Source organism: Aeromonas sp. 601039, assembly GCF_049174415.1.
Lineage (GTDB): Bacteria > Pseudomonadota > Gammaproteobacteria > Enterobacterales > Aeromonadaceae > Aeromonas > Aeromonas veronii_A.
The window spans coordinates 1-25,939 of sequence record NZ_JAAKTL010000018.1; the positions used below are offsets into that span (position 1 = coordinate 1).

General features: G+C 59.1%; 23 protein-coding genes. 21 read left to right on the top strand and 2 right to left on the bottom strand.

Going from position 1 to position 25,939, the window contains the following annotated elements; all coding sequences use genetic code 11:
• Nucleotides 1-138: 138 nt before the first annotated feature.
• Together G5195_RS14795 and G5195_RS14800 are read right to left on the bottom strand one after the other, a co-directional pair.
• Nucleotides 139-1,014, bottom strand: coding sequence for a patatin-like phospholipase family protein (locus tag G5195_RS14795; protein WP_100654262.1), 876 nt, complete (start codon nt 1,012-1,014; stop codon nt 139-141).
• A gap of 46 nt (nt 1,015-1,060) precedes the next feature.
• Nucleotides 1,061-2,599, bottom strand: coding sequence for a sensor domain-containing diguanylate cyclase (locus tag G5195_RS14800; RefSeq protein WP_421222771.1), 1,539 nt, complete (start codon nt 2,597-2,599; stop codon nt 1,061-1,063).
• 199 nt (nt 2,600-2,798) lie between these two features.
• On the opposite strand from G5195_RS14800, the gene G5195_RS14805 reads away from it, so the two are divergent.
• The 21 genes from G5195_RS14805 to G5195_RS14905 all read left to right on the top strand — a co-directional run bounded on the left by G5195_RS14805 (nt 2,799) and on the right by G5195_RS14905 (nt 25,855).
• Nucleotides 2,799-3,848 (top strand): efflux RND transporter periplasmic adaptor subunit, encoded by a 1,050-nt coding sequence (locus G5195_RS14805; RefSeq protein WP_421222773.1) that lies wholly within the window; start codon nt 2,799-2,801, stop codon nt 3,846-3,848.
• Nucleotides 3,848-6,952, top strand: a complete 3,105-nt coding sequence (locus G5195_RS14810) for an efflux RND transporter permease subunit (protein WP_421222775.1) — start codon at nt 3,848-3,850, stop codon at nt 6,950-6,952. Before G5195_RS14805 ends, G5195_RS14810 begins: the two co-directional genes overlap by 1 nt.
• Before the next feature lie 347 nt (nt 6,953-7,299).
• On the top strand, nt 7,300-7,617 hold the full coding sequence (gene fliE, locus G5195_RS14815; protein WP_042011636.1) for a flagellar hook-basal body complex protein FliE: 318 nt from the start codon (nt 7,300-7,302) through the stop codon (nt 7,615-7,617).
• 45 nt (nt 7,618-7,662) lie between these two features.
• A complete protein-coding gene (fliF, locus tag G5195_RS14820) occupies nt 7,663-9,369 on the top strand; it encodes a flagellar basal-body MS-ring/collar protein FliF (RefSeq protein ID WP_266134068.1) in 1,707 nt (568 codons plus the stop codon).
• The gene (fliG, locus tag G5195_RS14825; protein ID WP_216951816.1) at nt 9,362-10,423 is read left to right on the top strand and encodes a flagellar motor switch protein FliG; all 1,062 of its coding nucleotides are present in this window, start codon (nt 9,362-9,364) and stop codon (nt 10,421-10,423) included. The genes fliF and fliG overlap by 8 nt, the downstream gene beginning before the upstream one ends.
• A 68-nt stretch (nt 10,424-10,491) precedes the next feature.
• On the top strand, nt 10,492-11,316 hold the full coding sequence (gene fliH, locus G5195_RS14830) for a flagellar assembly protein FliH (RefSeq protein WP_421222777.1): 825 nt from the start codon (nt 10,492-10,494) through the stop codon (nt 11,314-11,316).
• Between the two features lie 52 nt (nt 11,317-11,368).
• Nucleotides 11,369-12,700 (top strand): flagellar protein export ATPase FliI, encoded by a 1,332-nt coding sequence (gene fliI / locus G5195_RS14835; RefSeq protein ID WP_421172543.1) that lies wholly within the window; start codon nt 11,369-11,371, stop codon nt 12,698-12,700.
• Nucleotides 12,701-12,727: 27 nt separating this feature from the next.
• Nucleotides 12,728-13,168, top strand: coding sequence for a flagellar export protein FliJ (gene fliJ / locus G5195_RS14840; RefSeq protein ID WP_421222779.1), 441 nt, complete (start codon nt 12,728-12,730; stop codon nt 13,166-13,168).
• Between the two features lie 67 nt (nt 13,169-13,235).
• Nucleotides 13,236-15,170 (top strand): flagellar hook-length control protein FliK, encoded by a 1,935-nt coding sequence (locus G5195_RS14845; protein WP_421222781.1) that lies wholly within the window; start codon nt 13,236-13,238, stop codon nt 15,168-15,170.
• 57 nt (nt 15,171-15,227) lie between these two features.
• The gene (gene fliL / locus G5195_RS14850; RefSeq protein ID WP_227341088.1) at nt 15,228-15,743 is read left to right on the top strand and encodes a flagellar basal body-associated protein FliL; all 516 of its coding nucleotides are present in this window, start codon (nt 15,228-15,230) and stop codon (nt 15,741-15,743) included.
• 7 nt (nt 15,744-15,750) lie between these two features.
• Complete coding sequence (gene fliM / locus G5195_RS14855; RefSeq protein ID WP_005343961.1) at nt 15,751-16,821, top strand: flagellar motor switch protein FliM; 1,071 nt, start codon at nt 15,751-15,753, stop codon at nt 16,819-16,821.
• A 49-nt stretch (nt 16,822-16,870) separates the two neighbouring features.
• Nucleotides 16,871-17,263 carry a flagellar motor switch protein FliN gene (gene fliN / locus G5195_RS14860; protein WP_005343964.1) on the top strand — a complete coding sequence of 131 codons (393 nt, stop codon included), beginning with the start codon at nt 16,871-16,873 and terminating at the stop codon, nt 17,261-17,263.
• Complete coding sequence (gene fliO / locus G5195_RS14865; protein ID WP_216951810.1) at nt 17,260-17,640, top strand: flagellar biosynthetic protein FliO; 381 nt, start codon at nt 17,260-17,262, stop codon at nt 17,638-17,640. Before fliN ends, fliO begins: the two co-directional genes overlap by 4 nt.
• Entirely contained in the window at nt 17,627-18,400 is a 774-nt protein-coding gene (gene fliP, locus G5195_RS14870; protein ID WP_216951809.1) for a flagellar type III secretion system pore protein FliP, read from the top strand. The genes fliO and fliP overlap by 14 nt, the downstream gene beginning before the upstream one ends.
• A gap of 25 nt (nt 18,401-18,425) precedes the next feature.
• Complete coding sequence (fliQ, locus tag G5195_RS14875) at nt 18,426-18,695, top strand: flagellar biosynthesis protein FliQ (RefSeq protein ID WP_005334727.1); 270 nt, start codon at nt 18,426-18,428, stop codon at nt 18,693-18,695.
• Nucleotides 18,692-19,489 (top strand): flagellar biosynthetic protein FliR, encoded by a 798-nt coding sequence (gene fliR, locus G5195_RS14880; RefSeq protein ID WP_216951808.1) that lies wholly within the window; start codon nt 18,692-18,694, stop codon nt 19,487-19,489. Before fliQ ends, fliR begins: the two co-directional genes overlap by 4 nt.
• On the top strand, nt 19,482-20,612 hold the full coding sequence (gene flhB / locus G5195_RS14885; protein WP_216951807.1) for a flagellar biosynthesis protein FlhB: 1,131 nt from the start codon (nt 19,482-19,484) through the stop codon (nt 20,610-20,612). Before fliR ends, flhB begins: the two co-directional genes overlap by 8 nt.
• Nucleotides 20,613-20,719: 107 nt before the next feature.
• Complete coding sequence (gene flhA / locus G5195_RS14890) at nt 20,720-22,825, top strand: flagellar biosynthesis protein FlhA (protein ID WP_421222783.1); 2,106 nt, start codon at nt 20,720-20,722, stop codon at nt 22,823-22,825.
• A gap of 16 nt (nt 22,826-22,841) precedes the next feature.
• Nucleotides 22,842-24,266: a flagellar biosynthesis protein FlhF gene (gene flhF / locus G5195_RS14895; protein WP_421222785.1), complete on the top strand. Its 1,425-nt coding sequence runs from the start codon at nt 22,842-22,844 to the stop codon at nt 24,264-24,266.
• A gap of 34 nt (nt 24,267-24,300) precedes the next feature.
• Nucleotides 24,301-25,143, top strand: coding sequence for a MinD/ParA family protein (locus tag G5195_RS14900; protein WP_408082997.1), 843 nt, complete (start codon nt 24,301-24,303; stop codon nt 25,141-25,143).
• Nucleotides 25,136-25,855: an RNA polymerase sigma factor FliA gene (locus tag G5195_RS14905; RefSeq protein WP_216951804.1), complete on the top strand. Its 720-nt coding sequence runs from the start codon at nt 25,136-25,138 to the stop codon at nt 25,853-25,855. The genes G5195_RS14900 and G5195_RS14905 overlap by 8 nt, the downstream gene beginning before the upstream one ends.
• The last annotated feature ends 84 nt before the right edge of the window (nt 25,856-25,939 follow it).

The window sequence follows — 25,939 nt, forward strand, 5'->3', positions numbered from 1 at the left end:
GTCCGTTTCACACCTTGTCCCATCGGGTTCTCCATTTATTGGGGGGAAATGTGTAAACCATATTCAGGACGGGACAAAGTTGAAAAAAAAAGCGCCGAATGGCGCTTTTTCCATGTGTAAACCGCTGCATGTCGACAACTAACTGCCCAGCAACCCGAGGCGGCCCAGTTCATCCTTGAGCTGATCGAGATTGCGCTCGACACAGGCTTCCCCCTCGTTGATAGCATCGCTGGCGCGATGAAAATCCATGATGGAGAAGCTGCCAAGGCGCGGGCAGAGCTGGATCTCCGGCGGGTCACCGGCCATCCGGGCGCGGGTGATCCGCTCCTGCATGATGTTGATGGAGCCACTCATCACGCTCCACAGACCGGGGGTGGCTGGCGCGGATTCACCGCGATTGAGCCACTGGCTGAGCAGACCGCCGCTGCCGGGTTGATCCGGCTCGTCGGTCCAGGGTTGGTGCATATCGGTGTTGAGGTTGACCGCAATCACCACCTCGGCCCCCATGGCGCGGGCCAGCGAGATGGGCACCGGATTGACCACGGCGCCATCGACCAGCCAGCGGTCGTTGATCCGGGTCGGGGTTAGGATCCCCGGCATACCACAGGAGGCGCGCACCGACTGGCGCAGCGGGCCCTGTTGCAGCCAGATCTCGCGGCCGGTATCGAGCTCGGTGGCGATGCAGGCGAAGGGGATGGGCAGGCTCTCGAGATCGGGATCCCCCAGATGGCTGGCGGCAAGACCAAACACCTTTTCGCCGCGAAACAGACCGCCGGAGAGGGCCGGGTCGAGCAGGCTGACCACCTGCAGGCGGGTAAAGCCGCGCACCCAGGTTTCCAGCCGATCTAGTTCTCCGGCGGCATAGGCGGCACCGACAAAGCTGCCGATGGAGCAGCCAGCGATCAAATCCGGTTTGATGCCGAGACGTTCAAGGGCGCGGATGACGCCGATATGGGCCCATCCTCTGGCGGCGCCGCTCCCGAGAGCGAGCCCAACGCGGGGTTTACGTGGCACGACAGTCCTCCAAAAAAGGGGTTGAGGGCTCAGCTTACTCCGAGAGTCAGGAGGCGTCATCCTGCCATCTTTCGCTGCGGTTGCGACCGTTGGCCTTGGCCTGATAGAGCGCCACATCGGCGCGGCGTACCGCTTCGTGCAGGGGAAGGTTCTCCTGGTGGGGGAGATAGCCGAGGCTGATGGTGACCTCTAGCTCGGGTTCGATGGCGGCCCAGTCGTGATCTGCCACCGCCTTTCTCAGCCGCTCCGCCAGCTCGCCGAGCTGCGTTGCATCTGCGCGGCCAATCAGCAGCAGAAACTCTTCGCCCCCCCAGCGGATCAGGCGATCTGTGGGCCTAAGTTGCTGCTGGCAGATCTGCACCAGCCGGATCAGCACGATATCGCCGACTGCATGGCCGAAGTTGTCATTGACCCGTTTGAAGTGATCCGCATCGAACATCAGGATCCCCGCTTGCAACCGGGCCAGCTCTCCCGCCTGCTCCAGCAGCACCAGATAGTGGCGGTTGAAGGCGCCGGTGAGGGCATCGTGGCAGGAGAGGTAATTGAGCCGCTCGTTGAGGCGATGGGATCTCAGGTTGGAGAGGGCGGCCAGCAGCATAAAGAGGATGGCGAGCAGGGTCGGCGTGGACTGGCAGAGCATGGCCCACACCAGCGGCAGCAGGGTGACGTTGTGCACCAGTCGCAACGGGGTATCTGGGATTGCCATGGTCAGCTGCAATGTGCCTTGCCGCCATTGATATTCGCCGGTCGGTTCGGTGTTTTGCGGCGCCACGGGTTGGCGCGCGCTGCTGGCCAGCACCTGGTGGTACTGATTGAGCAGCAGATATTCCCCCAGCGCCGGGGTCATCTGATCGAGCTGCTGCTGCAGGCGGGCGAGCAGCACATCCATGTTGATCATTCCCACCAGAGTTCCCTCTTTGTAGAGGGGCTGGGACATGGTGACCATGGGGCCGCGCCCGATAAAGTCCTCATAGGGGCGCGAGAGAACGGTCTTCTTGTCCGGATTGGTGCTGTGCAGCGCATCTTGCCAGAAGCTCTTCTGGTAGATGGTGGGATAAAAGCGAAACCGGCTGGAGGGTTGCCAAGGGTAGAGATAGATAAAGTTGTCCACACCGGTGAAGTAGACCCAGGCGATCTCGTTGCCAAGGCGCTGGCTGGCGGTGGCAAGCAAGGGGGAGAGGCTCAGGGCCAGATGAATGCGTGCCTCACGCTCGCTGCCGGGGGGCGGCAGCGGGCCATCACCGGTGAGGTTGCCTGCCAGTCCGGCCGGCAAATCACCGGGGAGCTTGTCGAGAGCCAGCCCCTCTGGCAGCGCCTCGATATGGCGATAGAGCTGGCGGGTGAGCACCGACTGGGGGTCGCTGCGCAGTCGCTCCTCAGCCTGCCCGCGCATCGCCTCCAGAAATACTTCGGTCCGTTTGAACCGATCCCGCAGGTAGATGGCACTGTTGAGGGTATCGCTTTGATAGAGGCGTTCAATCTGTTTCAGGCTTTGCCACAAAGTCAAACCAATCAGCAGGATGACCACGGCGAACAGGAGCCAGGTCAGGCGTGTGAGAAAACGGTGGCCAGACATGTTGGGCATAGGCAGTCAGTCGGGTTGCGAAGGAAATTGTCGTTAGTGTATGCGATGTGGTGTGAAAACAAACTGAACTACCTGAAACCGGGTGAGTTCACCATGCACCTGTTACGTTTTGTCACATTTATACATAGTCACGGCATAGTCTGGGGCTAAAATGGCCCCCACTCAGATTTCCCCTTCTTAACACTTCATGGATTGTTTGATGAAAATGCGTATCTGGATTGGCCTCGGCCTGCTCTCTCTGGTAGCGGCCATCTGGTGGGCGGTTGGCCACTTGCAACCAGCAGCCAAAGCCCCTTCCCGCGAGATAAATATTCGTACCCAGACCGTCGAGCAGAGTCTGGCCGAGCCGACTCTCAAGCTGGTAGGTAAACTGGCGGCCAACCACTCGGTGGTGATCACTCCCGAGGTGACCGGGCGCCTGGTCAAGATTGCGGTGCAGTCGGGTCAGCAGGTCAACAAGGGCGATACGCTGGTCGCGCTGGATGCGGGCAAGCAACAGGCGGAGCTGGCCGAGCAGAGTGCCAGTCTGCGCGACGAGAATCGCAAGCTGACCGAAATGCGCAAGCTGGTCGCCCGTGGAGCCGTCACCCAGTCGGTGCTGGAGGGGCAGGAGGCCACCGTTGATCAGGTGCAGGCGCGGGTCGATGCCGCCCGTTACGAACTCTCCCTGCGCACTCTCACCGCTCCCTTTGCCGGTACCGTGAGCCTGATTGATTTGAGCGAAGGGGCCCTGGTCAATAGCGGCGATACCCTGCTGCACCTCGACGATATCGACACCCTGCGCCTCGATCTGGCAGTGCCGGAGCGCTACCTTTCCCTGCTGCGCCCCGGCATGGCGGTGACAGCGACCAGCGCAGCCTGGCCGGATCAGCGCTTTAACGGCACCCTCACCACCCTCGATAGCCGTATCTCCAACGAGACCCAGAACATCAAGGCGAGGGTCGAGTTACCCAATAATAACGGCCAGTTGCGCCCGGGCATGCTGCTCAACGTGGAGCTCTTGCTCCCTTCCCGCCAGCTCACTCTGATCCCTGCCCAGTCGGTGGAGTACGCCGGCGAGCAGCGTTTCGTCTATCGCCTTGAGGCCGATGGCCGGGTCAAGCGGGTGCCAGTGGTGCTCGGCGAGACCGAGGGTGAGACTGTCTGGGTTACCGAGGGGCTGAAAGTCGGCGATCGCATCGTGGTCGAGGGGCTGGTCAACTTGCGTGATGGTGCCAAGGTGCACGATCTGGCGGAGGTAAATGGCTGATGTGGCTCTCCGATATCTCAGTACGCCGACCGCTGGTGGCGGTGGTGCTCAGTGCCCTGCTCAGCGTGTTCGGTCTGGTCGCTTTTAGCAAATTGACGGTGCGGGAGATGCCGGACGTGCAGATCCCGTCGGTCTCCATCACCACCACCTATGAGGGCGCGGCTCCCGCAGTGATGGAGAGTCAGGTCACCAAGCCCATCGAGGATCAGCTCTCCGGCATCAGCGGTATCAAGAATATCAACTCGGTGACCCGCAAGGGGCGCTCGATGATCACGGTGGAGTTCAAGCTTGGCTGGAACATGGTGGAGGGGGTCTCCGATGTGCGCGACGCCCTGACTCGCGCCAAGAGCAAGCTGCCGGAGGATGCCGACGAACCGCTGGTGACCAAGGATAGCGGCAGCGGTGATGTGGCGGTCTGGCTCAACTTCAGCAGCAGCCAGATGGATCGTACCGCCATGACCGACTACGCCACCCGGGTGCTGGTCGACCCCTTGAGCCTGGTGGACGGGGTGAGTGAAGTGGCGCTCTCCGGCGATCTGACGCAGGTGATGTATGTGCGGTTGAGGCCGGCCGATATGGCGGCCCGCGGCGTGACGGTGGCGGATGTGCAGGATGCCCTCAAGCGCGAGAACATCGAGCTGCCGGGTGGCGAGATCCGCAACAACTCCATGACCATGTCGGTGCAGATTGCCCGGCTCTACCACACCGCCGAAGATTTCCAGCAGTTGCAGGTCCGTACCGCGACCAACGGTCAGAGTGTCTATCTGGCCGATATTGCCGATGTGGAGGTGGGAGCCAAGAACGAAGACAGTGCCTACCAGCGCAATGGTAAGGAGAGTCTGGGTATCGGCATCGTCGCCCAGTCCACCGCCAACCCGCTGGCGGTGGCACAGGGGGTGGAGAAGAAGCTGGTGGAGATGCAGCGCTTCCTGCCGGAGGGGGCCACCCTTGAGGTTGACTACGACTCCACCATCTTTATCAAGCAGGCCATCGACGAGGTATATGAAACACTGGCCATCTGTGCCGTGCTGGTGGTGGCAGTGCTCTATCTGTTCCTCGGGCAGGGGCGCACCACACTCATTCCGGCCATCACGGTCCCGGTATCGCTCATCTCCGCCTTTATCGGCGCCTGGTATCTCGGTTTTTCCATCAACCTCATCACCCTGCTGGCGCTTATTCTCGCCATCGGTCTGGTGGTGGATGATGCCATCGTGGTGGTGGAGAACATTCACCACCATCTGCAGCGGGGTGAGCCCCCCCTGCTGGCGGCTTGGCACGGCACCCGCGAGGTGGGCTTTGCGGTCATCGCTACCACCGCCGTGCTGGTAATGGTCTTTATTCCCATCGCTTTTATGGATGGTATGGTGGGCAGGCTCTTTACCGAGTTTGCGATGTTGCTTTCGTTGGCGGTGCTCTGCTCCTCGCTGGTGGCGCTGACCCTCACGCCAGCCATGGGCTCCTGGCTGATGCGCCCGCTCGACAAGCCGAACCGGCTGACGGCGGCTCTCGATCGCACTCTGGGCTGGGTGGAGGGGCACTATCGTCACCTGCTGCAGGGGCTGCTTCGTCGCTCCCGCTGGATGCCGCTGGCGCTGCTGCTCTGTCTGGCCGGTATCGGTGCCCTCTTTACCCAGCTGCCTAGCAGTCTCACCCCGACCGAGGATCGCGGTGTGGTCTTCGTCTTCGTCAAGGGGGCGGAGGGGACCAGCATCGAGCGGATGAAGCGCAACATGCAGCAGGTAGAATCGACCATCATGCCGATGCTGGGCCAGGGGGTGGTCAAGGCGATGAGCTTCAGTACCCCCGCCTTTGGCCGCGGCGGTGATCAGACCGGTATGGTGATTATCCAGCTCACCGACTGGGCCGAGCGCGACATCACCGCCACCCAGTTCTCCCGCTCGCTCGGCGCCAAGCTGTCGGTTATTCCCGACGTGATGATCCGCACCTTCCAGCCAGGCTTTCGTGGCGGCTCTACCGCTGCGGTGCAGTTCGTGCTGCAGGGCAACGACTATGCCGAGCTCTACCAGCAGGGGCTGGCGCTGCAAAAAGCGGCGCAGGCGAGCGGCCTGATGATAAGCCCGGATCTCGACTACGCCGAGAAAACGCCGGAGCTGCAGGTGACCGTCTCACGTGACAGCGCCAGCCAGCTCGGCATACCGGTCTCCACCGTTGCCAGCACTCTGCAGGCGATGCTGGGCGGGGTGAGCAAGACCACCTATGTGGACAGGGGCGAGGAGTATGACGTCTACCTGCGCGCCAACCAGAAGGAGTTCAACGGCATCTCGGATCTCGGCCGCATCTACCTGAAGGCGGCCAATGGCGAGATGGTGAGCCTTTCGACGCTGGCGACCGTCAAGCAGGTGGCGACCGCCAACCGCCTCAACCACTATCAACGCCAGAAGGCGGTGACCCTGACCGCCGATGTGGCACCGGATCACACTCTGGGCGAGGCGCTCGACTTCCTCGATGGCTGGGCCAACGAGCATCTGCCGAGCGGCATGACGGTCGATTACGCCGGTGACTCCAAGGATTACCGCGACAATCAGGGGGAGATGGCGATGGTCTTCGGCCTCGCCCTGCTGGTGGTCTATCTGGTGCTGGTGGCCCAGTTCGAGAGCACCCTCACCCCGACCGTGGTGATGATGACGGTGCCGCTCGGCATCTTCGGCGGTCTACTTGGCCTCTGGTTGACGGGGCAGGAGATGAGCATCTACAGCCAGATCGGGATGATCATGCTGATCGGCATGGTGACCAAGAACGGTATTCTCATCGTCGAGTTCATCAACCAGTTGCGTCAGCGCGGTGAAGGATTCGAAGAGGCGATCATCGCGGGTTCGGTGCGCCGTCTGCGGCCGATCCTGATGACCTCGCTCACCGCCATCATCGGCGCTGTGCCGCTGATGCTCTCCATGGGGGCTGGCTACGAGAGCCGGATGGCGGTGGGGACCGTGGTCTTCTTCGGTCTCTCCCTGGCGACCCTGGTTACCCTGCTGGTGGTGCCCGCCACCTACCACCTGATCGCCCGTCACGCCAGCATGACCGGGCAGCGGGATCAGCAGGTAGATGAGGCGCTGGCCGCCAGGGGGGACACTTCTGAGCCATAACGGCAGTGTCCGATGCCAGCTTTGACTGGGGCCGCGGAGCGTATCAGTCCGCACCCGCAAGCGTGCAGAGCCCGATAGCCGGCTCTGCACGCGCCATCCCCCCGGACTGATAGCCCGTCGAGTGGTTAATCTTCACAACAAACCACTGGTCAAGTGGCTCGACAAACATCACGGTTCTACGGTGTGGCCGGTTACGGAGCCGTGCCGTGCGTGAAGCGGCCTATTCCCCGATCCCCCTCATCATCTCTTTTTCCCCTCCATTTCTGCGGCTTGAGATCGTTTTTACCTAATTGGCACTTTTATTGCTTTTGGTCCGTCAGCGTCAATGATTTGTCTGGGGACAGAAAATGGAAATTAGTGCAAGCAGCCTGATGCAAGAGATGCAGGCTCTCAAGGTAGAGGCCGGTGCAACCCCGCTGTCACAGCCTGGCCGTCAGGTGACCTCCGATTTTGGCCTGCTGTTGCAGCAGGCGCTCGGTAACGTCAACGAGTTGCAGGGCGCAGCCAATGATCTGCGCACCCGTTTCGATATGGGCGACAAGTCGGTGGATCTGGCCGAGGTGATGATCGCGGGCCAAAAATCCTCCATCGCCTTTGAGGCGACGGTGCAAGTGCGCAACAAGATGGTTGATGCCTACAAAACCATCATGAATATGCCGGTCTGAGCGATGACCGTGCATCATGACATGTCAGCAATAAGGACATAAATCGTGGCTACTGACCAAAATGGCGATCTGCTGATAAACGATGAGGGCACCGCCGCCCTCGATGCCAACGAGCAGAAGAGCTCGGCACTGGGATTCTTGTCCAATACCGATGTACTGCGCCAGATCACTCTGATCCTGGGGCTTGCCATCTGCCTGGCCATCGCCGTCTTCATCCTGCTGTGGGGCAAGGAGCCGGATATGCGCCCTCTTGGCACCTATACCACTCAGGAGCTGGTCAAGACCCTCGACTTCCTCGATCAGCAGAAGATCCCCTATGAGGTCGATGGCAAGAGCGTGCTGGTCAGTGCCGAGAACTTTGCCAGTATCCGGTTGGCACTGACCCGGGCCGGCCTCACCAATGCGGCCGATGTAGCCAATGGTGGAGAGGATATTCTGCTCAAGGACTCCAGTTTCGGTGTCAGCCAGCGGATGGAGGCCGAGCGCCTCAAGTTGAGTCGCGAGCGCCAGTTGGCGAGCGCCATTGAACAGTTCCAGAATGTGGCCAAGGCCCAGGTGCTGCTGGCCATCCCCAAAGATAACGTCTTTGCCCGCAACGAGCGCAAGCCCAGTGCTACCGTGGTACTCAACCTGAAAGGGGCGGCACTGGGGCAGGGGGAGGTGGACTCCATCGTCGATATGGTGGCCTCTGCGGTACATGGCCTGGAGCCGACTCGTGTCACCGTCACCGACCAGAATGGCCGCCTGCTTAATTCCGGCTCCCAGGATCCCGTCTCTGCCCAGACGCGCAAGGAATTTGCGATGCAACAGAAGCAGGAGCTGGAGTACAAGCAAAAAATTGACGCCATTCTGATCCCGGTGCTTGGCGCCGACAATTATACGGCGGAAGTGGATCTCTCCCTCGACTTCTCCCAGCAGGAGCAGACCCGCAAAACCTACAACCCGGATCTGCCTGCAGTGCGCTCCGAGATGACGTTGGAAGAGAACAGCTCCGGCGGCAGCAATGGCGGAGTGCCGGGGGCTCTCAGCAACCAGCCCCCTGCCGCGTCCAATATTCCTGAACAGGCCACTGGCGGTGATGGGGCCAGCGCTGCTGCCTCGGGGCGTTCTCGCAAAGAGGCGACCCGCAACTTCGAACTGGATACCACCGTCAGCCATACCCGGCGTCAGATGGGGGGCATTCGCCGCATGACCGTCTCGGTCGCGGTGGATTACAAGGCGGTGCCCGGTGCCGACGGGGCTGTGACCCGCGAAGCGCGCACCCAGGCGGAACTCGATACCCTGCGCCGTTTGCTGAGCGGTGGCCTTGGCTTTGATGTGACCCGTGGTGATACCCTCGAGGTGGTCGCCATTCCGTTCAATCGTCCCGAGCTTGATACCGTGGCCGAGGTGCCGCTCTACGATCAGCCCTGGTTCTGGCGTGCGGTACGGATTGCCGCCTCGGTACTGGTGATTATTGTCTTGATCGTCACCGTGGTTCGCCCCATGCTCAAGCGGTTGCTCTATCCGGATGCCAAGCCGGAAGGGGAAGTTGACTTTGACAACCACACCGTATTGGGTGGTGACGACGAGCTCAGCTTGCTGGCAGCCCAGGTTGAGGGAGAGCAGGTATTCGGGGTGCGCGATGGCCAGCTGAAACTGCCGGATCTGCACCGTGACGAAGATTTGCTCAAGGCGGTGCGTGCGCTGGTGGCGAACGAACCGGATCTGGCCGCTCAGGTCATTAAAGAGTGGGTAACCAAAGATGCCTGAAGAAACTAAAAGCCAGGTGACCGGCAACGACATTACCGACAGCCAGCGCCAGTTGCTGGATCAGATGTCCGGTATGGAGATGGCGGCTGTATTGATGTTGAGCCTCAACGAAGAGGATGCCGCCCAGATCTTCCGCCATCTCGAACCCAAGCAGGTGCAGCGGCTCGGTATGTCGATGGCCTCCATGTCCGATTTCAGTCACGATCGGGTGGCGGCGGTGCACCGTCAATTCATCGACGATATCCAGAAGTACACCAACATAGGTATCGGTAGTGAAGACTTTGTGCGCAAGGCGTTGGTGGCGGCCCTTGGCGAGGACAAGGCGAGCAACCTGGTGGACCAGATCATTCTCGGTTCCGGCGCCCGTGGCCTCGATTCGCTCAAGTGGATGGATGCCCGTCAGGTGGCCAGCATCATCCAGAACGAACACCCGCAGATCCAGACCATAGTGCTCTCCTATCTGGAGCCGGAGCAGTCCGCTGAGATCCTGAGCCAGTTCCCGGAGCAGGTGCGCCTCGATCTGGTGATGCGTATCGCCAACCTCGAAGAGGTACAACCGGCGGCACTGCAAGAGTTGAACGACATCATGGAGAAACAGTTCGCCGGTGCGGCCGGTGCCCAGGCAGCCAAGATGGGCGGCCTGAAGGCAGCCGCCAACATCATGAACTATCTGGATACCAATATCGAAGGCCAGTTGATGGACTCCATCCGCGAGTCGGACGAAGAGATGAGCCAGCAGATCCAGGATTTGATGTTCGTGTTCGAAAACCTCATCGATGTGGACGATCGCGGTATCCAGACTCTGCTGCGGGAAGTGCCTGGGGATCTGTTGCAGCGCGCCCTCAAGGGGTCCGACGATCAGATGCGCGAGAAGATCTTCAAGAACATGTCGAAACGGGCGGCAGAAATGCTGGCAGACGATCTGGAGGCCATGGGGCCGATCCGGGTCTCCGAGGTGGAGGCTGCCCAGAAGGAGATCCTCTCCATCGCCCGCCGTCTGGCGGATGCCGGCGAGATCATGCTGGGTTCCGGCGGTGGCGAGGAGTTCCTCTAAGCCATGGCCCATAAACCGAATTGCGATGCCAAACCCGCATCAGGCAGTGGTGAGGAGCCGCGCAAAGCATGAACAACAAACTGCGTGGGTATGTGCTCCCCGAGGGCGATGATGCCCGGGTTGAGACCTGGGGCTGGCCCGAGATGGAGGTCGAGGTAGAGGCGGGAGCGCCTACCAATGCCCTTGGCCTGGCCCCTGACTGGTATCAGCAGGAAGAGGAGGTGGTGGAGCCGGAGCCCGAACAGGAGCCGGCCCCCAGCATCACCGCCGAAGAGCTTGAAGCGATCCGTCAGGCTGCCTGGGAAGAGGGGATGGCCGAGGGGCGCGAGTCCGGTTATGCCAAGGGGATGGAAGAGGGCAAGCTGGAAGGATTGCAACAGGGCCACTCTGCCGGTCTCGAACAGGGGCGCGAGGAGGGGCTGGCTATGGGGCGCGAGCTGGTGGAGCAGGAGATCGCCCACTGGCAGGGGCTCGCCGCCCGCCTTGCCAATCCGCTTAACGAGCTGGATCAGGCGGTGGAGCAGCAGTTGGTCTCGCTGGTGATGCAACTGGCTCGTGCGCTTATTCGTCACGAAGCGGAGACCTCCCCCCGCATTCTGCTGGAGGCGCTTAAAGAGGGGCTGGCCTTGCTGCCTGCCGCCGAACAGGGGGTGACTCTGATGCTGCATCCCGACGATATCGCGCGAATCGAACAGGCATTTGGCGCCGACGAGTGCGCCAAGCGCCACTGGCGATTGCAGAGCGATCCCACCCTCTCCCCCGGCGATCTGCAATTGGCTACCGAGCTCTCCAGCATCGATTTGACCCTCTCCGGGCGCATCGATCAGTTGCTGCGCAACTTCTTGCGGGACAATGCGTCGCAGAAACCGGCTTCGCAGGATCCACGCCCATAACCGATGCCGGACGTTGCTGTCCGGCTGCACTTTTTAGCTCTCAGGAGGCCAGATGAGCGGCTCGCTACTGAACCGGTTGCAAGGGTACAAGGTACGCGACAGCGCCCCCAAACCGCCGGTCGCCGGTAAATTGACCCGGGTGGTGGGGCTGACCCTCGAAGCCATCGGCTGCCGTGCCGCCATCGGTGCCCTCTGCCGTATCGATACCCTTGATGGGACGCTGGAGGCTGAGGTGGTCGGCTTCTCTGGCGATCGCCTCTATCTTATGCCGAGTGAACAGCTCAAGGGGGTGATCCCTGGTGCCCGTGTGGTGCCCATCACCGAAGAGCACGGTATTCCTGTTGGCATGAACCTGCTTGGTCGGGTCATCGACGGCATCGGCCAGCCGCTTGATGGCCTCGGCCCCATTATCTCGTCCCGGACGGTGCAGTTTGCCCAGCACCGCATCAACCCGCTCTCTCGTCGCCCGATCCATCAACCGATGGATGTCGGGGTGCGCGCCATCAACGCCGTGCTGACGGTCGGTCAGGGCCAGCGGATGGGGCTGTTTGCCGGTTCCGGTGTCGGTAAATCGGTGCTGCTGGGCATGATGACCCGCGGCTCGGTGGCGGATGTGGTGGTGGTCGGCCTCATCGGTGAACGGGGCCGGGAAGTTAAAGAGTTTATTGAAGACATTCTGGGAGAGGAGGGCCGTGCCCGCTCCGTGGTGGTAGCGGCTCCCGCCGATGCCTCGCCGCTGATGCGGCTCAAGGGGTGTGAAACGGCGCTGGCCATCGCCGAGTATTTCCGCGATCAGGGGCTTAATGTGCTGCTCTTGATGGACTCTCTTACCCGTTACGCTCAGGCCCAGCGTGAGATCGCGCTGGCGGTGGGCGAGCCGCCAGCGACCAAGGGCTATCCACCGTCGGTATTTGCCAAATTACCGGCGCTGGTGGAGCGGGCAGGCAACGGCAGTGACGGCCAGGGCTCCATCACGGCATTCTTCACCGTATTGACCGAGGGGGATGACCTGCAAGATCCCATTGCCGATGCGGCGCGGGCGATCCTCGATGGCCACATAGTGCTGTCGCGCGAGCTGGCCGATGCGGGCCACTATCCGGCCATTGACATCGAGAAATCCATCAGCCGGGTCATGCCCATGGTCACTTCACCTGAGCACATGGAGTTGGCGCGCACCCTCAAGCAGTTTTACTCCCTCTATCAGCAGAACCGGGATCTCATCACCATCGGTGCCTACAGTCAGGGTTCCGACCCCCGCATCGACCGCGCCATCATTCAAAAACCCTACCTGGATCAGTTCTTGCAGCAGGGGATGCGCGAGGTCATTCACTACGATGATGGCCTGCAAGCCTTGCAGATGGTGGCGATGCCCTTGATGCGTTGATGACGGTTGGGAAGAGAGGGTGCGACTATGAGTAAAGGGTTGCTATTGTTGGCAGAGCGGCTGGCTGAGGCAGAGCAGCAGTGTGCGCTGGCGCTGGTGAAGGCGCAGCAGGATCTCAAGCTGTTTATGGATCAGCAAAATGCCCTCAACCAGTACCGCCAGATCTACCACCAGCAGTGGACCGATCGCGGTTTACAAGGGATTTCGCCCCAGCAAAACAGCCAGTATCACGCCTTTATCAACAAGCTTGAGCAGGCGGCGACCCAGCAATACGAAGGGGTGCTGCAGGTGCGTCAGGCGCTGGAGCAACGTCGTGGAGAGTGGCTGGCTGCCCAGCAGCGACGCAAGGCGGTAGAGCTGTTGCTGGAGAAGCAGGCGCGCCGCAAGCAGCAGAAAGCTCTGCGTCAGGAGCAGAAGATGCTGGATGAGTACGCCATGTTGCGGCGTTTTCATCAATCTGGCCTGTAACTTGCTTTGATCTGGACATTGTCGGCGGCCATCTCGTAGGGGGCCGCCAGAATTCAGGGATGCCATCATGATGCAGACAGTGTTGACACAAACGCCTTCGGCTGCGGCCAACGGATTGGACAAAGCGCCTCTGAGCAGCTCAGTCGAGAGCAATGGCATCGATCTGGGGGGGCGCGACAGCAAGGGTGATTTCGCCACTCTGATTGCCAAGGCCCGGAACAGCGAACAGGGCGCCGCCGAGGCTACTCAGGGCGATAAAAATGTCCGATCAGCCAAATCTTTGGCGACCGAGGGCGCCTCTCCCAAAGAGGAGGCCAGCAAGGAGCAGGAGCCTGGCGCCGACAACAAGGCGGAGGAGCTCCCTGCCACCGACTTTCTGCTCCGTCTGCAAGACTCCCTCAAGCTCGATACCTCGCTAGTGACACCCCAACTGGCGGTGGCGGCCCAACAGAGCGCCACTGCGGCAGACGGCAATCCGTTGCCGCAAGAGGGTGCGCTGGAGGGGATTGCGCTTGATGAAAGCGAGCAGTCCCCTGCAACTGTCAGGACTGTACGCCAACTTGCCGATCAGTCCGGGGCGCAGTCGCTTCTGGCTACGACTGGTAAATCATCCCTTGAAACTCCGGTTTCACTCTCTGCAGGAGGAGTGATTGAGCAGGGCGACGCCTCGACCGCCGTACTGTCCTCCGCTCCCAACACTTCTGAGGGGAAGGATGCCGCCGCCACCCAAGATGGTCAGCCCGGGGAGAAAGTCTCTGCCAAGGGTGAAACTCTCGGGGCAGATGGCAAGCTCACCAAGCCCCTTACGGGGGCTGAGCGGATGGCCCAACTGGCCAGGGTGTTGCCGGTTGAGGCGTCCGCCAATGCGGCAAATAGTGGTGAGTCACCCGCAGTGAAAGAGGGAGATGACAGCAAATCCGACCCCGCTGCCAGCAGCGTCGTGACCGGCAAGGGACAAGCTGCTCAAGCCGCGACTCAGGGGGCGGTGCTCAAGGCATTCGGTGAGGGGGGCAAACAACCAGATGCGGGTAGCTCAACCACTTCTACTGCCGTAGAGAGCATCGCTAATGGGGCTGGCAAGGGAGCTGATAAGAGTAGCGCCGAGGGGGGACAGCAGGCAGCGACAACCACATCCTCCAATCCAGGTGCGGCGCAAGTGACGACAGTGCAAAGTGCCACAGCCCAGAGCAGCGTGACGCCAAATGTGACGACTCAGACCGATAGCGCTGCCGCACCCGTGATGGTGGCGCCGCAGCAGGTGTTGGCGCAGGCCGAATCTCAGGGGCCGCAAGCACCGCTGTCGAGCATTTCAGCCGGGATCAGGCAGATGGAAGTGACGGGCACCGACGAGGTGCGCAAAGCGGTTTCGCTTGAGGTAAAACCGAAGGCCGGTGAGTCTGAGAAGAGTCTTGTCGCTACGACATCGAGCAGCGAGAGCAGCCAGAGCCAGACTGTACAGCATGGCCAGAACAGCCAGCCTCAGCCCCAGGTGGCCGACAGCCGGGCGCCCGCCGCTGAGGGCACGTTGCGCCGTGAACCGCAGAATTTACCCCATTTGAAACTGTCTAGTCAGGAAGCACCCGCCGAATTGCACCAGAAGGTCAACCTGATGCTGGCCGACAAGCTGCAGCAGGCCGAGCTTCAGCTAGACCCCATCGGCCTTGGCAAGATGAAGATCAAGATCCAGATCGACGCATCCAGCCAGGCGAGCGTCCATTTTGTAGTCCAGCACGGACAGACCCGTGAGATGCTGGAGCAGGCGATGCCCCGTCTGCGTGAAATGCTGGCGGGGCAGGGGATCCAGCTTGGCCAGACCCAGGTGCAGCAGCAGTCACAACAGTCACCGCAGCAACAACAGCAGGGTCAGTCGGCGTTTGCCGGGCAGGGACAATCAGGAGAGGGACACTCCGGTCATAGCCATCTTGACGGGGAGGTCACTACGACCAACCCCAATTTGTCGGTGGAATCGACAAACGGTTCAGGAATAGATTTCTATGCTTGATGCAATCCCGAGTAAGTTTATGATATCGAACAAGTTTGAGACTAGGGTGGACAAGGGATGGCTGACGATAACGAATTGACGCTAAAAGACCCGGCTGCGGGCAAGAAAAAGAAGCTGATTATTATCATTGCCCTGGCGGTCATTTTGCTGGGCGGTGGTGGAGCTGGCGCTTGGCTTATGCTGTCCGGCTCGGATACCCCCCCTGCCGAAGCGGCGGAGGGTGCTGAGGCCAAACCCAAGGTGGAAGCACCCCAGCCATCCCTTTATGTCGGGATGCCGCGTCCCTTTGTCTTCAACGTCGCGGGAGCCCAGCGGGATCGACTGGTGCAGATCAAGATCCAGCTGATGGTGCGCGGCACCGCCGACGAGACGCTGGCCAAACAGAATATACCCCTGATTGAAGGCACCTTGCTGCGGGTGTTCAGTGCAGCCAGTGCCGAACAGCTGATGACCTTTGAAGGCAAGGAGAAGCTGCGCAAGGATTCACTGGAAGAGTGCCGTCGGGTGCTTAAGGACCTGGTCTCTTCCCCCGTTATCGAACAAGTGCTGTTTACCGGCTTTGTAATGCAGTAGGTGAAGCGTGAGCGATCTGTTAAGTCAGGACGAAATTGATGCCCTCTTGCACGGTGTCGATGATGTCGAAGAGGAAGAGATAGGCGGCGCCGGAGACCCCGGCGTTGCCCAGTTTGACTTCTCCTCCCAGGACCGCATCGTCCGTGGCCGGATGCCGACCCTGGAGCTGGTGAACGAACGTTTTGCTCGCCACATGCGGATCAGCCTGTTCAACATGATGCGTCGTACCGCCGAGGTCTCCATCAACGGGGTGCAGATGCTGAAGTTTGGTGAGTATGTTCACACCCTGTTCGTGCCGACCAGCCTCAATATGGTGCGTTTCCGGCCATTGAAAGGAACCGCACTCATCACCATGGAGGCACGACTGGTTTTCATCCTAGTGGAGAACTTCTTCGGTGGTGACGGGCGCTACCACGCCAAGATTGAGGGGCGCGAGTTCACGCCGACCGAGCGACGGATCATCCAGATGCTGCTCAAACTGGTGTTTGAGGATTACAAGGATGCCTGGGCGCCGGTGATGGACGTAGGGTTCGAGTATCTCGACTCTGAAGTGAACCCGGCGATGGCCAACATCGTCAGCCCGACCGAAGTGATTGTGGTGAGCTCGTTTCACATCGAACTCGATGGTGGCGGCGGCGATTTCCACGTGGCCATGCCCTACTCCATGCTGGAGCCGATCCGTGAACTGCTCGATGCCGGTGTGCAGAGTGACAAGGGTGACACAGACGTGCGCTGGAGCAAGGCACTTCGTGACGAGATCATGGATGTAAAGGTCGAGTTGAGGGCCAAACTGCTGGAGACCGAACTCACTCTGCGTGAACTGATGGAGCTGCAGCCGGGAGATATTATTCCGGTCGACATGCCCGAACATTTGCTGGTCTACGTGGAAGATTTGCCCACCTTCCATGCCAAGATGGGGCGGACCAAGGAGAATGTGGCACTCAAGATCACCGACAAGCTCAAGCGCCCGGAAGGGGTCAAGACCGAGATGCATCTGGTGACCCGGGGTGGTGTACGTATCGATGGTGAGGCCGAGCTTGAAGAGCTTGAGCGCAGCATCGAAGAACAACAGCGTTAATCGACGGTTTGCAGTTATTGATCGTCACGAAGTGGTATAAGGAAACAAGATGAGCGGAACAGAGGAAGAGGATCTGATGGCTGATGCCTGGGCGGCAGCACTGGAGGAGCAGGTGACGGCGGAAGCCAAACCGGCCCCGCTGGAAGAGCTCAAGGACGATGCCCCCATCAGTGCCGAGGAGCGGCGCAAGCTTGACACCATTCTGGATATTCCGGTCACCATCTCGATGGAGGTCGGTCGCAGCCAGATTAGCATTCGTAACCTGCTGCAGCTCAACCAGGGCTCGGTCGTGGAGCTGGATAGGGTGGCGGGCGAGCCCCTCGACGTGCTGGTTAACGGTACCCTGATCGCTCACGGCGAGGTGGTGGTGGTGAACGACAAGTTCGGTATTCGCCTGACCGACGTCATCAGCCAGATTGAACGGATTAAGAAACTCAAATGATGCGTCTGCTGCTGTTGTGGCTGCCATTGCCGGTGTTTGCCGAGGTGGGGGGGGCCGCCAACCCTCCCAGCCTGAGCTCCTGGCTGCTCTCCAGCCTGATGGTGATCGGGCTTATTCTGGTGCTGGGTTTCTTGCTCAAGAAGAGCAAAATTGCCACCGCCATGGGGGGCGGGCAGATGAGAGTGATTGCTACGCTGCCTGTGGGCTACAAGGAGAAGTTGCTGGTGGTCAAGGTGGGTGAGCAGCAGCTGCTGGTCGGCGTAACGCCGCAGCAGGTCAACTTTCTCTATCGGCTGGAGGAGCCGCTGGACGAACAGCAGCCGCAGGCGTTTTCCCAGCAGCTGGGTAAGTTGATGGGCAAACATGAAAAAAACTAACGGCTTGTTGTGGCAAAGCGGATTGCTGGCCAGCCTGTTGATTTCGCTGTTTTGCGCCTGGCCTGCGCTGGCGCAGGACGGCATGTCGGCAGTGACCGTCAAGACCATGGGGGATGGCTCTCAGGAGTACAGCCTGACCCTGCAGGTGCTGGCGTTGATGACGGCACTTTCATTCCTGCCGGCAATGGTCATCATGATGACCTCGTTTACCCGTATCATCATAGTGTTGGGTATCTTGCGTCAGGCGATCGGTCTGCAACAGAGCCCCTCCAATCAGGTGTTGATCGGCATCGCCCTGTTCATGTCGTTCTTCATCATGTCGCCTGTGCTGGATCGCATAAATGACGAGGCACTGCAGCCCTATCTGGCCGAAACCATTGAGGCCAAGGAGGCGCTGGAACGGGCTGAATTGCCCATCCACCAGTTCATGCTGGCCCAGACCCGGATCAAGGATCTCAATACTTTTATGGAGATCGCCAACGTGCAGGTGGAGAAGCCTGCCGATGTGCCGCTGCGGGTGCTGATCCCGGCCTTTGTCACCAGCGAACTGAAAACAGCCTTCCAGATTGGCTTTATGCTGTTCTTGCCGTTTCTGGTCATCGATCTGGTGGTCGCCAGTATCTTGATGGCGATGGGGATGATGATGCTCTCGCCGATGATCGTCTCATTGCCTTTCAAACTGATGCTGTTTGTGATGGTGGATGGCTGGAACCTGATCCTGGGTTCGCTGGCCAACAGTTTCGGACTGGGTGCCGGTTAACCGGTCCCATGCAAGGAGCCCGAACATGAGTCCAGAAACCTTTGTCGATGTATTTCGTGAGGCGCTCTGGCTGGTCAATATCATGGTCAGCGCCGTGATCCTGCCCAGCCTTGCTATCGGGTTGGTGGTAGCCATCTTTCAGGCCGCCACCTCCATCAACGAACAGACCTTGAGCTTTCTGCCCCGTCTCATCGTGACCCTTTTGGCCCTAGGGATTGGTGCTCACTGGGGAATGCAGAGTCTGATGGACTTCTTCATCCTGATGGTCAATCAAATTCCCGAGGTGGTGGGGTGACCTATACCACCGCTCTGATCATGGAGTGGTTGTCGTCCATTCTCTGGCCACTGGCTAGAATAAGCAGCCTTTTCATGGTGATGGCGGTATTTGGCAGCCGGCTGGTCGCCGCTCGGATCAGGTTGGGGCTGGCGGTAGCCGTGACGTTTCTGGTTGCTCCTCTGCTCCCTCCCATGCCCCCAGTGGAGCTCTTCTCTGCCGGCAGTTTTCTGGTCTTGGGCCAGCAGCTGCTGATCGGTATTGCGCTGGGGTTGATGACCCAGTTTCTGATGGAAAGCTTCGTGATGGCGGGGCAGGTGATAGCCATGCAAACCAGTCTGGGTTTTGCCACCCTGGTGGATCCGATGAATGGCCAGTCGGCCCCTGTGGTCGGTCAGTTTTATCTGATGCTGGCGACTCTGGTATTTCTGGCGCTTGATGGTCATCTGGTGATGCTACGCCTGGTTATCCTCAGTTTTGAGACGCTACCCATCTCCGATAGCGGTCTGTCACTCTCTTCTATGCAAACCCTGAGCGCGTTCCTGGGGGTCATGTATCAGGCCTCGCTGGTGATGGCCCTCTCTGCCATCGTGGCGCTGTTGCTTATCAACTTCGCTTTTGGCGTGATGACCCGGGCAGCCCCCCAGCTCAATATTTTCAGTATCGGTTTTGCCGTCAGCATGATGTCGGGTTTGCTTATCCTCTGGCTTACGATCGGCGGGTTCCTCGGCCATTTCGACACCTTGTGGGAGCGGGTGCAGGAGGTCAGTTGCGAGCTGATTGACACCCAATGTTTCGGAGGTGTCAATGGCTGATACCGACCAGGAACGTACCGAACAACCCACGGGCAAACGACTGCAACAGGCCCGTGAAAAAGGGCAGATTGCACGTTCAAAGGAGCTGGGAACAGCCAGTGTGCTGTTGTCAGCCGTATTTGGCCTGCTGTTTATCAAGGGTTACCTAGCGAACGCCATGCTCAAGGTGGTGACCATGGGCTTCACGCTGAACAGAGAGCAGGCTTTCGATCCCAATGCCATGGTTGCCATGGTGCCGGCGCTGCTGGGGGAACTGGTGTTTCCGCTCGGATTGCTATTCGCTCTGGTCGCTATTGCAGCTTTTATCGGCAATATCCTGATGGGGGGGATGAACTTCTCCACTGAAGCAATGATGCCGAAATTCAGCAAGATGAGCCCCATCAGCGGGTTCAAGCGGATGTTTGGGGTGCAGTCACTGATTGAGCTGGTCAAGTCCATCGCCAAGGTGGTGTTCATCACCCTGTTTGCCTGGTGGATGCTCTCCAGCCAGTTTGATCATCTGCTCAACCTCTCCATGGAGGGATTCCCCGGTGGGATTATAGATGCCCTCGACCTTTTTTTGTGGATGCTGATCATTCTTTGCTGTGCCCTGTTGCCTATTGTGGCCATCGATGTGCCGTTCCAAAAATGGAACCATATGCGTCAGCTCAAGATGACCAAGCAGGAGGTGAAGGACGAGTTCAAGGATAGCGAGGGTAAACCCGAGGTAAAGGGCAAGATCCGCCAGTTGCAGATGCAGATGGCGATGCGCCGGATGATGGGGGATGTACCCAAGGCTGATGTGGTGATCACCAACCCGACTCACTACTCGGTAGCGCTCAAGTATGATGCGGGCAAACCCGGTGCTGCGCCCAAGGTCTTGGCCAAGGGAACTGATGAAATTGCAATGAAGATCAGGGAGATAGCTAGAGAATACGAGATACCCATCATGCCGTCACCGGCCTTGACCCGGGCTATCTACCACTCTACCGAGTTGGGCCACGAGATCCCGGAAGGGTTGTTTGCGGCGGTTGCCCAGGTTCTGGCCTATGTCTTCCAGCTCAAGAAATTCCGCCGTGGCCAGGGGCGCCGTCCTCAGCCGCTGGCTAAAGATCTGCCCATTCCGACCGAATATCGCAAATGACAAAGTTCTGACGTTGTCAAAATAAATTCATTGCATTTCAATGTGTTGCATTGTTGGCTTAATGTTTGCTTTAATCTGTCACCAGCAGGTTGACATTGAGAAGAGCGATGGAATTCAAGGCAGTATTGGGCCAGTTAAAACAGTCTCGGGGAGTATTGAGCAAAGGCCTTGGTACCCCTCTGCTGGTATTGGCCGCGCTCGGCATGGTGGTGTTGCCCATCCCGCCACTGATGCTGGATGTGCTCTTCTCCTTCAACATTGCGCTCTCTATCGTGGTGCTGCTGGTATCCGTCTATACCCGGCGCCCCCTCGAATTTGCTGCTTTCCCGACCGTATTGCTGCTGGCCACCTTGCTGCGGCTGGCATTGAACGTGGCCTCGACCCGGGTGGTGTTGCTGGAAGGTCACAATGGCAGTGCAGCGGCAGGCCATGTGATCGAGGCATTCGGTAATGTGGTGATCGGCGGTAACTATGCAGTCGGCATCATCGTCTTTACTATCCTGATGATCATCAACTTTGTGGTTATCACCAAGGGGGCCGGGCGGATCGCGGAAGTGAGCGCCCGTTTTACTCTGGATGCGATGCCGGGCAAACAGATGGCCATCGATGCCGATTTGAATGCCGGCCTCATCAACCAGGAAGAGGCGAAGAAGCGTCGCCAGGATGTGACCCAGGAAGCGGACTTCTATGGCTCTATGGATGGTGCTTCCAAGTTCGTCAAAGGGGATGCCATTGCGGGCATCATGATCCTCTTCATCAACATCATCGGCGGCTTTATCATCGGGATGATGCAGCATCATCTTACCTTCAGGGAGTCTGCCGAGATCTATACCCTGCTGGCGATAGGTGACGGTCTGGTGGCGCAGATCCCCTCCCTGTTGCTCTCTATCGCCGCCGCCATCATAGTGACCCGTCAGAATACCGATCAGGATATGGGCACGGCGGTATTGGGCCAACTGTTCGACAATCCCAAGGCCTTGATCATCTCTGCCGGTATCCTGCTGATGATGGGACTGGTGCCGGGGATGCCGCACTTCGCCTTCCTGAGTCTGGGGGCGATCGCTGCCGCTGGAGCCTGGTGGCTGCTGCGCCGCGAGAAGCTGGCGGTAGCCAAAGCAGCCAGCGGCGAGTTGATGCCGACCAGTACTGACCAGCCATCGTATGAACAGAAAGAGTTGAGCTGGGACGATGTGATGCCGGTAGACATCATCGGGCTGGAAGTGGGTTACCAGCTAATCCCGCTGGTGGATCGCAATCAGGGGGGCGAACTGCTCAACCGGATCAAAGGGGTGCGCAAGAAACTCTCGCAAGAACTGGGCTTTCTGGTGCCTGCCGTCCACATCCGCGACAACCTGGATCTGGCACCAAATCAATATCGCATCACCTTGATGGGAGTCAGTACCGGCGAGGCCAGCGTCTACCATGATAAAGAGATGGCCATCAACCCGGGGCAGGTATTCGGCCAAATTCAGGGGATTGCTACCCGGGATCCCGCGTTTGGACTTGAAGCAGTGTGGGTAGCCAAGGAGCAGGTGTCACAGGCGCAGACCCTGGGGTATACAGTGGTGGATACTGCGACCGTAGTTGCCACCCATTTGAGTCAGATCTTGACCAACCATGCCTCACTGTTGCTCGGCCATGACGAGGTACAACAACTGCTCGACATGATTGGCAAACACCAGAGCAAGTTGGTCGAAGGGCTGGTGCCGGAAGTGATCAGCATGGGTAACCTTGTGAAGGTATTGCAGAATTTGCTCAATGAAGGGGTGCCAATCCGCGATATGCGCACTATCCTGCAGACCCTGGTTGAATACGCGCCGCGCAGTCCGGATCCGGAAGTGCTCACCGCGGCTTGCCGGATTGCCCTGCGTCGTCTGATTGTGCAGGAGATTGCCGGCCCAGACCCAGAGCTACCGGTGATAACATTGGCACCTGAATTGGAACGTATATTGCATCAATCCCTGCAGGCGGGTGGAGGTGATGGTGCCGGTATTGAGCCGGGTCTGGCGGAGCGAATGCAGCGCTCGCTGGTGGAAGCCACTCAACGACAAGAATTGGAAGGCCAACCGGCCGTGCTTCTGACATCGGGGATCTTGCGCAATACCCTGGCAAAATTTGTCAAGAATGCCATTCCTGGGTTGCGTGTTCTGTCTTATCAGGAAGTGCCCGACGACAAGCAGATCCGCATCGTCAGTGCGGTAGGGCAGAACTAGTTAGCGGAGACGATGGGTGAAGATTAAGCGGTTTTTTGCCAAGGACATGCGAACGGCTCTGGCCGAGGTCAAGGAGACGCTCGGGCCTGACGCTGTCATCATGTCCAACAAGAAGGTCACCGGAGGGGTAGAGATAGTCGCCGCAGTCGATTATCAATCCCAGGTTCCGGGGCCCAAAGATGCGCCGGTTCGCCGTCAGCTGAACGATGAGAGTGTCAATATTTCGTCTGCTGCTCGGCAGATGACCCGCCCCGAGCCCACAAAGGTTCAGGAACAGAACGAACATTATGCCGATACCCTGGCAGCCTTGCTGGCGCGCCAGCAGAAGCTCAAGCCGGGCAATGGGGCGCCAATGGGCAATACCCAATCGGCCGGTCTGGCCGCTGCCAATGCAGCGCCCAGAACATTGGCCGAGCAGGGGCAATGGGGCGCCGCCCCGGAACCTGTCAAGCCCAAAGCCCGGGTTGCCTCCGCCCAGCGTTCTTCTCAACCTGCTCAGCGGGATCAGGAGATGGAGGGGATGCGCAAGGAGATGGCCAGTATCCGCAAATTGCTGGAGCACCAGATCTCCGGTCTGATGTGGCAGGAAGTTGAGCGACGTGAGCCGATGCGGGCTCTGCTGATCAAGGAGCTCAAAAAGATGGGCTTTGACGATGCGTTTGCCGATCAACTGGCGGGGCTGATCCCTGAAGACATGCCCATCCATCAGGCGATGGCCCAGTTGGCGGAAGTGTTGACGGCTCAGCTCAAGATCAGCGAGGACGAGATTTTACGTCAGGGGGGCGCCGTTGCCCTGCTGGGGCCGACCGGGGTGGGCAAGACCACCACCATCGCCAAATTAGCCGCCCGTTTTGCCATGAAGTATGGTGCCGAGCAGGTGGCCCTTATCACCACTGACAACTACCGGATCGGTGCTCATGAGCAATTACAGACTTATGGCCGGATCATGGGCTGTCCGATACGTCAGGTGCGTGATGCCGAAGAGCTGGCCAATGCCCTCTATCAGTTCCGCCACCGTCGGCTGGTATTGATCGATACGGCAGGCGTGGGGCAGCGGGATATCCGGCTGACCGAGCAGCTCGATACCCTGGTCAAGAATGCCAAGGTGAGGATCCGCAGCTATCTGGTGATGTCGGCAACCTCCCAGCGTCGGGTAATGCAGGAAGCGGTTGACCATTTCCGGCGCATTCCCTTGAGCGGCTGCATACTTACAAAGTTGGATGAGAGTCTGAATCTGGGCGAAGTAATTAACGTGTGTATCCAGAATGCCTTGCCTATCAGTTACATCACGGATGGGCAGCGGGTTCCGGAAGATATTCAGGTTGCCAATGCGGCGCAGCTTGTCGGCGCGGCCATGGGCTCGCTGGAGCGAGAAACAGAAGAGCCCTATTTCTGGGGCACAGGCTTTGGCGAGGCCGAAGATTCGGAGTTTTATGAGTAACATGTATATGGATCAGGCGAGTGGTCTGCGCAAAATGCGTCAAAACAATCGAGTAAAAGTGATCGCCGTTTCCGGTGGTAAAGGTGGCGTGGGCAAGACCAACGTGACCCTGAACGTGGCCGGAGCCATGGCGGCCCAAGGCAAACGGGTAATGGTGCTGGATGCTGACCTTGGTCTGGCCAACGTCGACGTCATGCTGGGGCTGCGGGTTCATCGCAATCTCTCTCACGTGCTGGCAGGTGAGTGCACTATCGACGACATTATCGTTGAGGGACCGTATGGCATGATGATTGTGCCTGCAACCTCGGGGACCCAGTCCATGGTCGAGCTTTCACCGGTACAACATGCCGGACTGATCCGCGCCTTCAGCGAGATGAAGACCCAGGTCGATATTCTGATGGTGGATACGGCGGCGGGGATCTCGGACATGGTGTTGAGTTTCACCCGTGCTGCGCAGGACATCATGGTGGTGGTGTGTGACGAGCCGACTTCCATTACCGATGCCTATGCCCTCATCAAGATCCTCTCCAAAGAGCACGGTGTATTTCGCTTCAAGGTAGTGGCAAATATGGTGCGCAGCCTGCGTGAAGGGCAGGAGCTTTTTGCCAAGCTGACCCGGGTAACCGATCGTTTCCTCGATACGTCACTGGAACTGGTTGCCTGCGTGCCTTATGACACCAATCTGCGTGCAGCCGTGCGCAAGCAGAAACTGATTGTCGAGGCGTTTCCCAAGTCGCCGGCGGCTTTGGCTTTCCGCGCATTGGCCAACAAAGCAGCTAGCTGGCCGGTACCAAACCAGCCTGGCGGTCATCTGGAGTTTTTCCTGGAGAATCTGTTGCAGACTCAGGCCACCACACAGGAAGGTTCCCGTGAATAAAGCCCAAGCGTACTTGCGTCATCAGGATTCCTATCTGCTGGTAGAGCGCCATGCTCCACTGGTCAAGCGGATTGCCCAGCATTTGCTGGCTCGCCTGCCAAGCAGTGTCTTGCTGGATGACCTGATACAGGCAGGTATGATTGGGCTGCTCGAAGCGTCACGGAACTTTGATGGTAGCAAGGGAGCCAGTTTCGAGACCTATGCCGGGATCCGTATCCGTGGTGCCATGCTGGATGAGATCCGGCGTGGTGATTGGGTGCCCCGTTCCGTGCATCGAAACAGCAGAGCGATTGCCGAAGCGATCGAAAATGTGGAGCAAGCCAATGGACGGGATGCTCGCGACGCGGAAGTCGCAGCGCAAATGGGGGTCTCTCTCGCTGATTATCATGTCATGCTGCAGGATGTCTCCTGTGGCAAGATCATCGGTATCGAGGATCTGGGGGTCAGTGAGGATGTGATCGGTAACCCTGATGAAGCTCCGTCAGGCTCGGGGTTTGATGAACTGGCCACAGAACGATTTCAAATTCAACTGTCGGAGCAAATTGGTCGCTTACCGGAGAGAGAAGCCCTGGTTCTCTCTCTTTACTACGATGAAGAGCTGAATTTACGTGAAATTGGCGAGGTTTTGAATGTGAGTGAGTCGCGCGTGAGTCAGATACATAGTCAGGCAATGCACAGACTACGCGCTCGTTTGAGAGATTGGCATCTATAAGTGTTTGTACTGGCTACACTGAGATGAAACTCTAAGGCATAATCCGCATGACACAACCCGTTTTTAGCATCATGTAAGTGAGCC

Bases quoted from the DNA above. Each gene is read 5' to 3' on its own strand.
- G5195_RS14800 (WP_421222771.1), bottom strand. From the start codon at position 2,599: ATGCCCAACATGTCTGGCCACCGTTTTCTCACACGCCTGACCTGGCTC.
- G5195_RS14805 (WP_421222773.1), top strand. From the start codon at position 2,799: ATGAAAATGCGTATCTGGATTGGCCTCGGCCTGCTCTCTCTGGTAGCG.
- G5195_RS14810 (WP_421222775.1), top strand. From the start codon at position 3,848: ATGTGGCTCTCCGATATCTCAGTACGCCGACCGCTGGTGGCGGTGGTG.
- fliE (WP_042011636.1), top strand. From the start codon at position 7,300: ATGGAAATTAGTGCAAGCAGCCTGATGCAAGAGATGCAGGCTCTCAAG.
- fliG (WP_216951816.1), top strand. From the start codon at position 9,362: ATGCCTGAAGAAACTAAAAGCCAGGTGACCGGCAACGACATTACCGAC.
- fliH (WP_421222777.1), top strand. From the start codon at position 10,492: ATGAACAACAAACTGCGTGGGTATGTGCTCCCCGAGGGCGATGATGCC.
- fliI (WP_421172543.1), top strand. From the start codon at position 11,369: ATGAGCGGCTCGCTACTGAACCGGTTGCAAGGGTACAAGGTACGCGAC.
- fliJ (WP_421222779.1), top strand. From the start codon at position 12,728: ATGAGTAAAGGGTTGCTATTGTTGGCAGAGCGGCTGGCTGAGGCAGAG.
- G5195_RS14845 (WP_421222781.1), top strand. From the start codon at position 13,236: ATGATGCAGACAGTGTTGACACAAACGCCTTCGGCTGCGGCCAACGGA.
- fliL (WP_227341088.1), top strand. From the start codon at position 15,228: ATGGCTGACGATAACGAATTGACGCTAAAAGACCCGGCTGCGGGCAAG.
- fliN (WP_005343964.1), top strand. From the start codon at position 16,871: ATGAGCGGAACAGAGGAAGAGGATCTGATGGCTGATGCCTGGGCGGCA.
- fliO (WP_216951810.1), top strand. From the start codon at position 17,260: ATGATGCGTCTGCTGCTGTTGTGGCTGCCATTGCCGGTGTTTGCCGAG.
- fliP (WP_216951809.1), top strand. From the start codon at position 17,627: ATGAAAAAAACTAACGGCTTGTTGTGGCAAAGCGGATTGCTGGCCAGC.
- fliQ (WP_005334727.1), top strand. From the start codon at position 18,426: ATGAGTCCAGAAACCTTTGTCGATGTATTTCGTGAGGCGCTCTGGCTG.
- flhB (WP_216951807.1), top strand. From the start codon at position 19,482: ATGGCTGATACCGACCAGGAACGTACCGAACAACCCACGGGCAAACGA.
- flhA (WP_421222783.1), top strand. From the start codon at position 20,720: ATGGAATTCAAGGCAGTATTGGGCCAGTTAAAACAGTCTCGGGGAGTA.
- G5195_RS14900 (WP_408082997.1), top strand. From the start codon at position 24,301: ATGCGTCAAAACAATCGAGTAAAAGTGATCGCCGTTTCCGGTGGTAAA.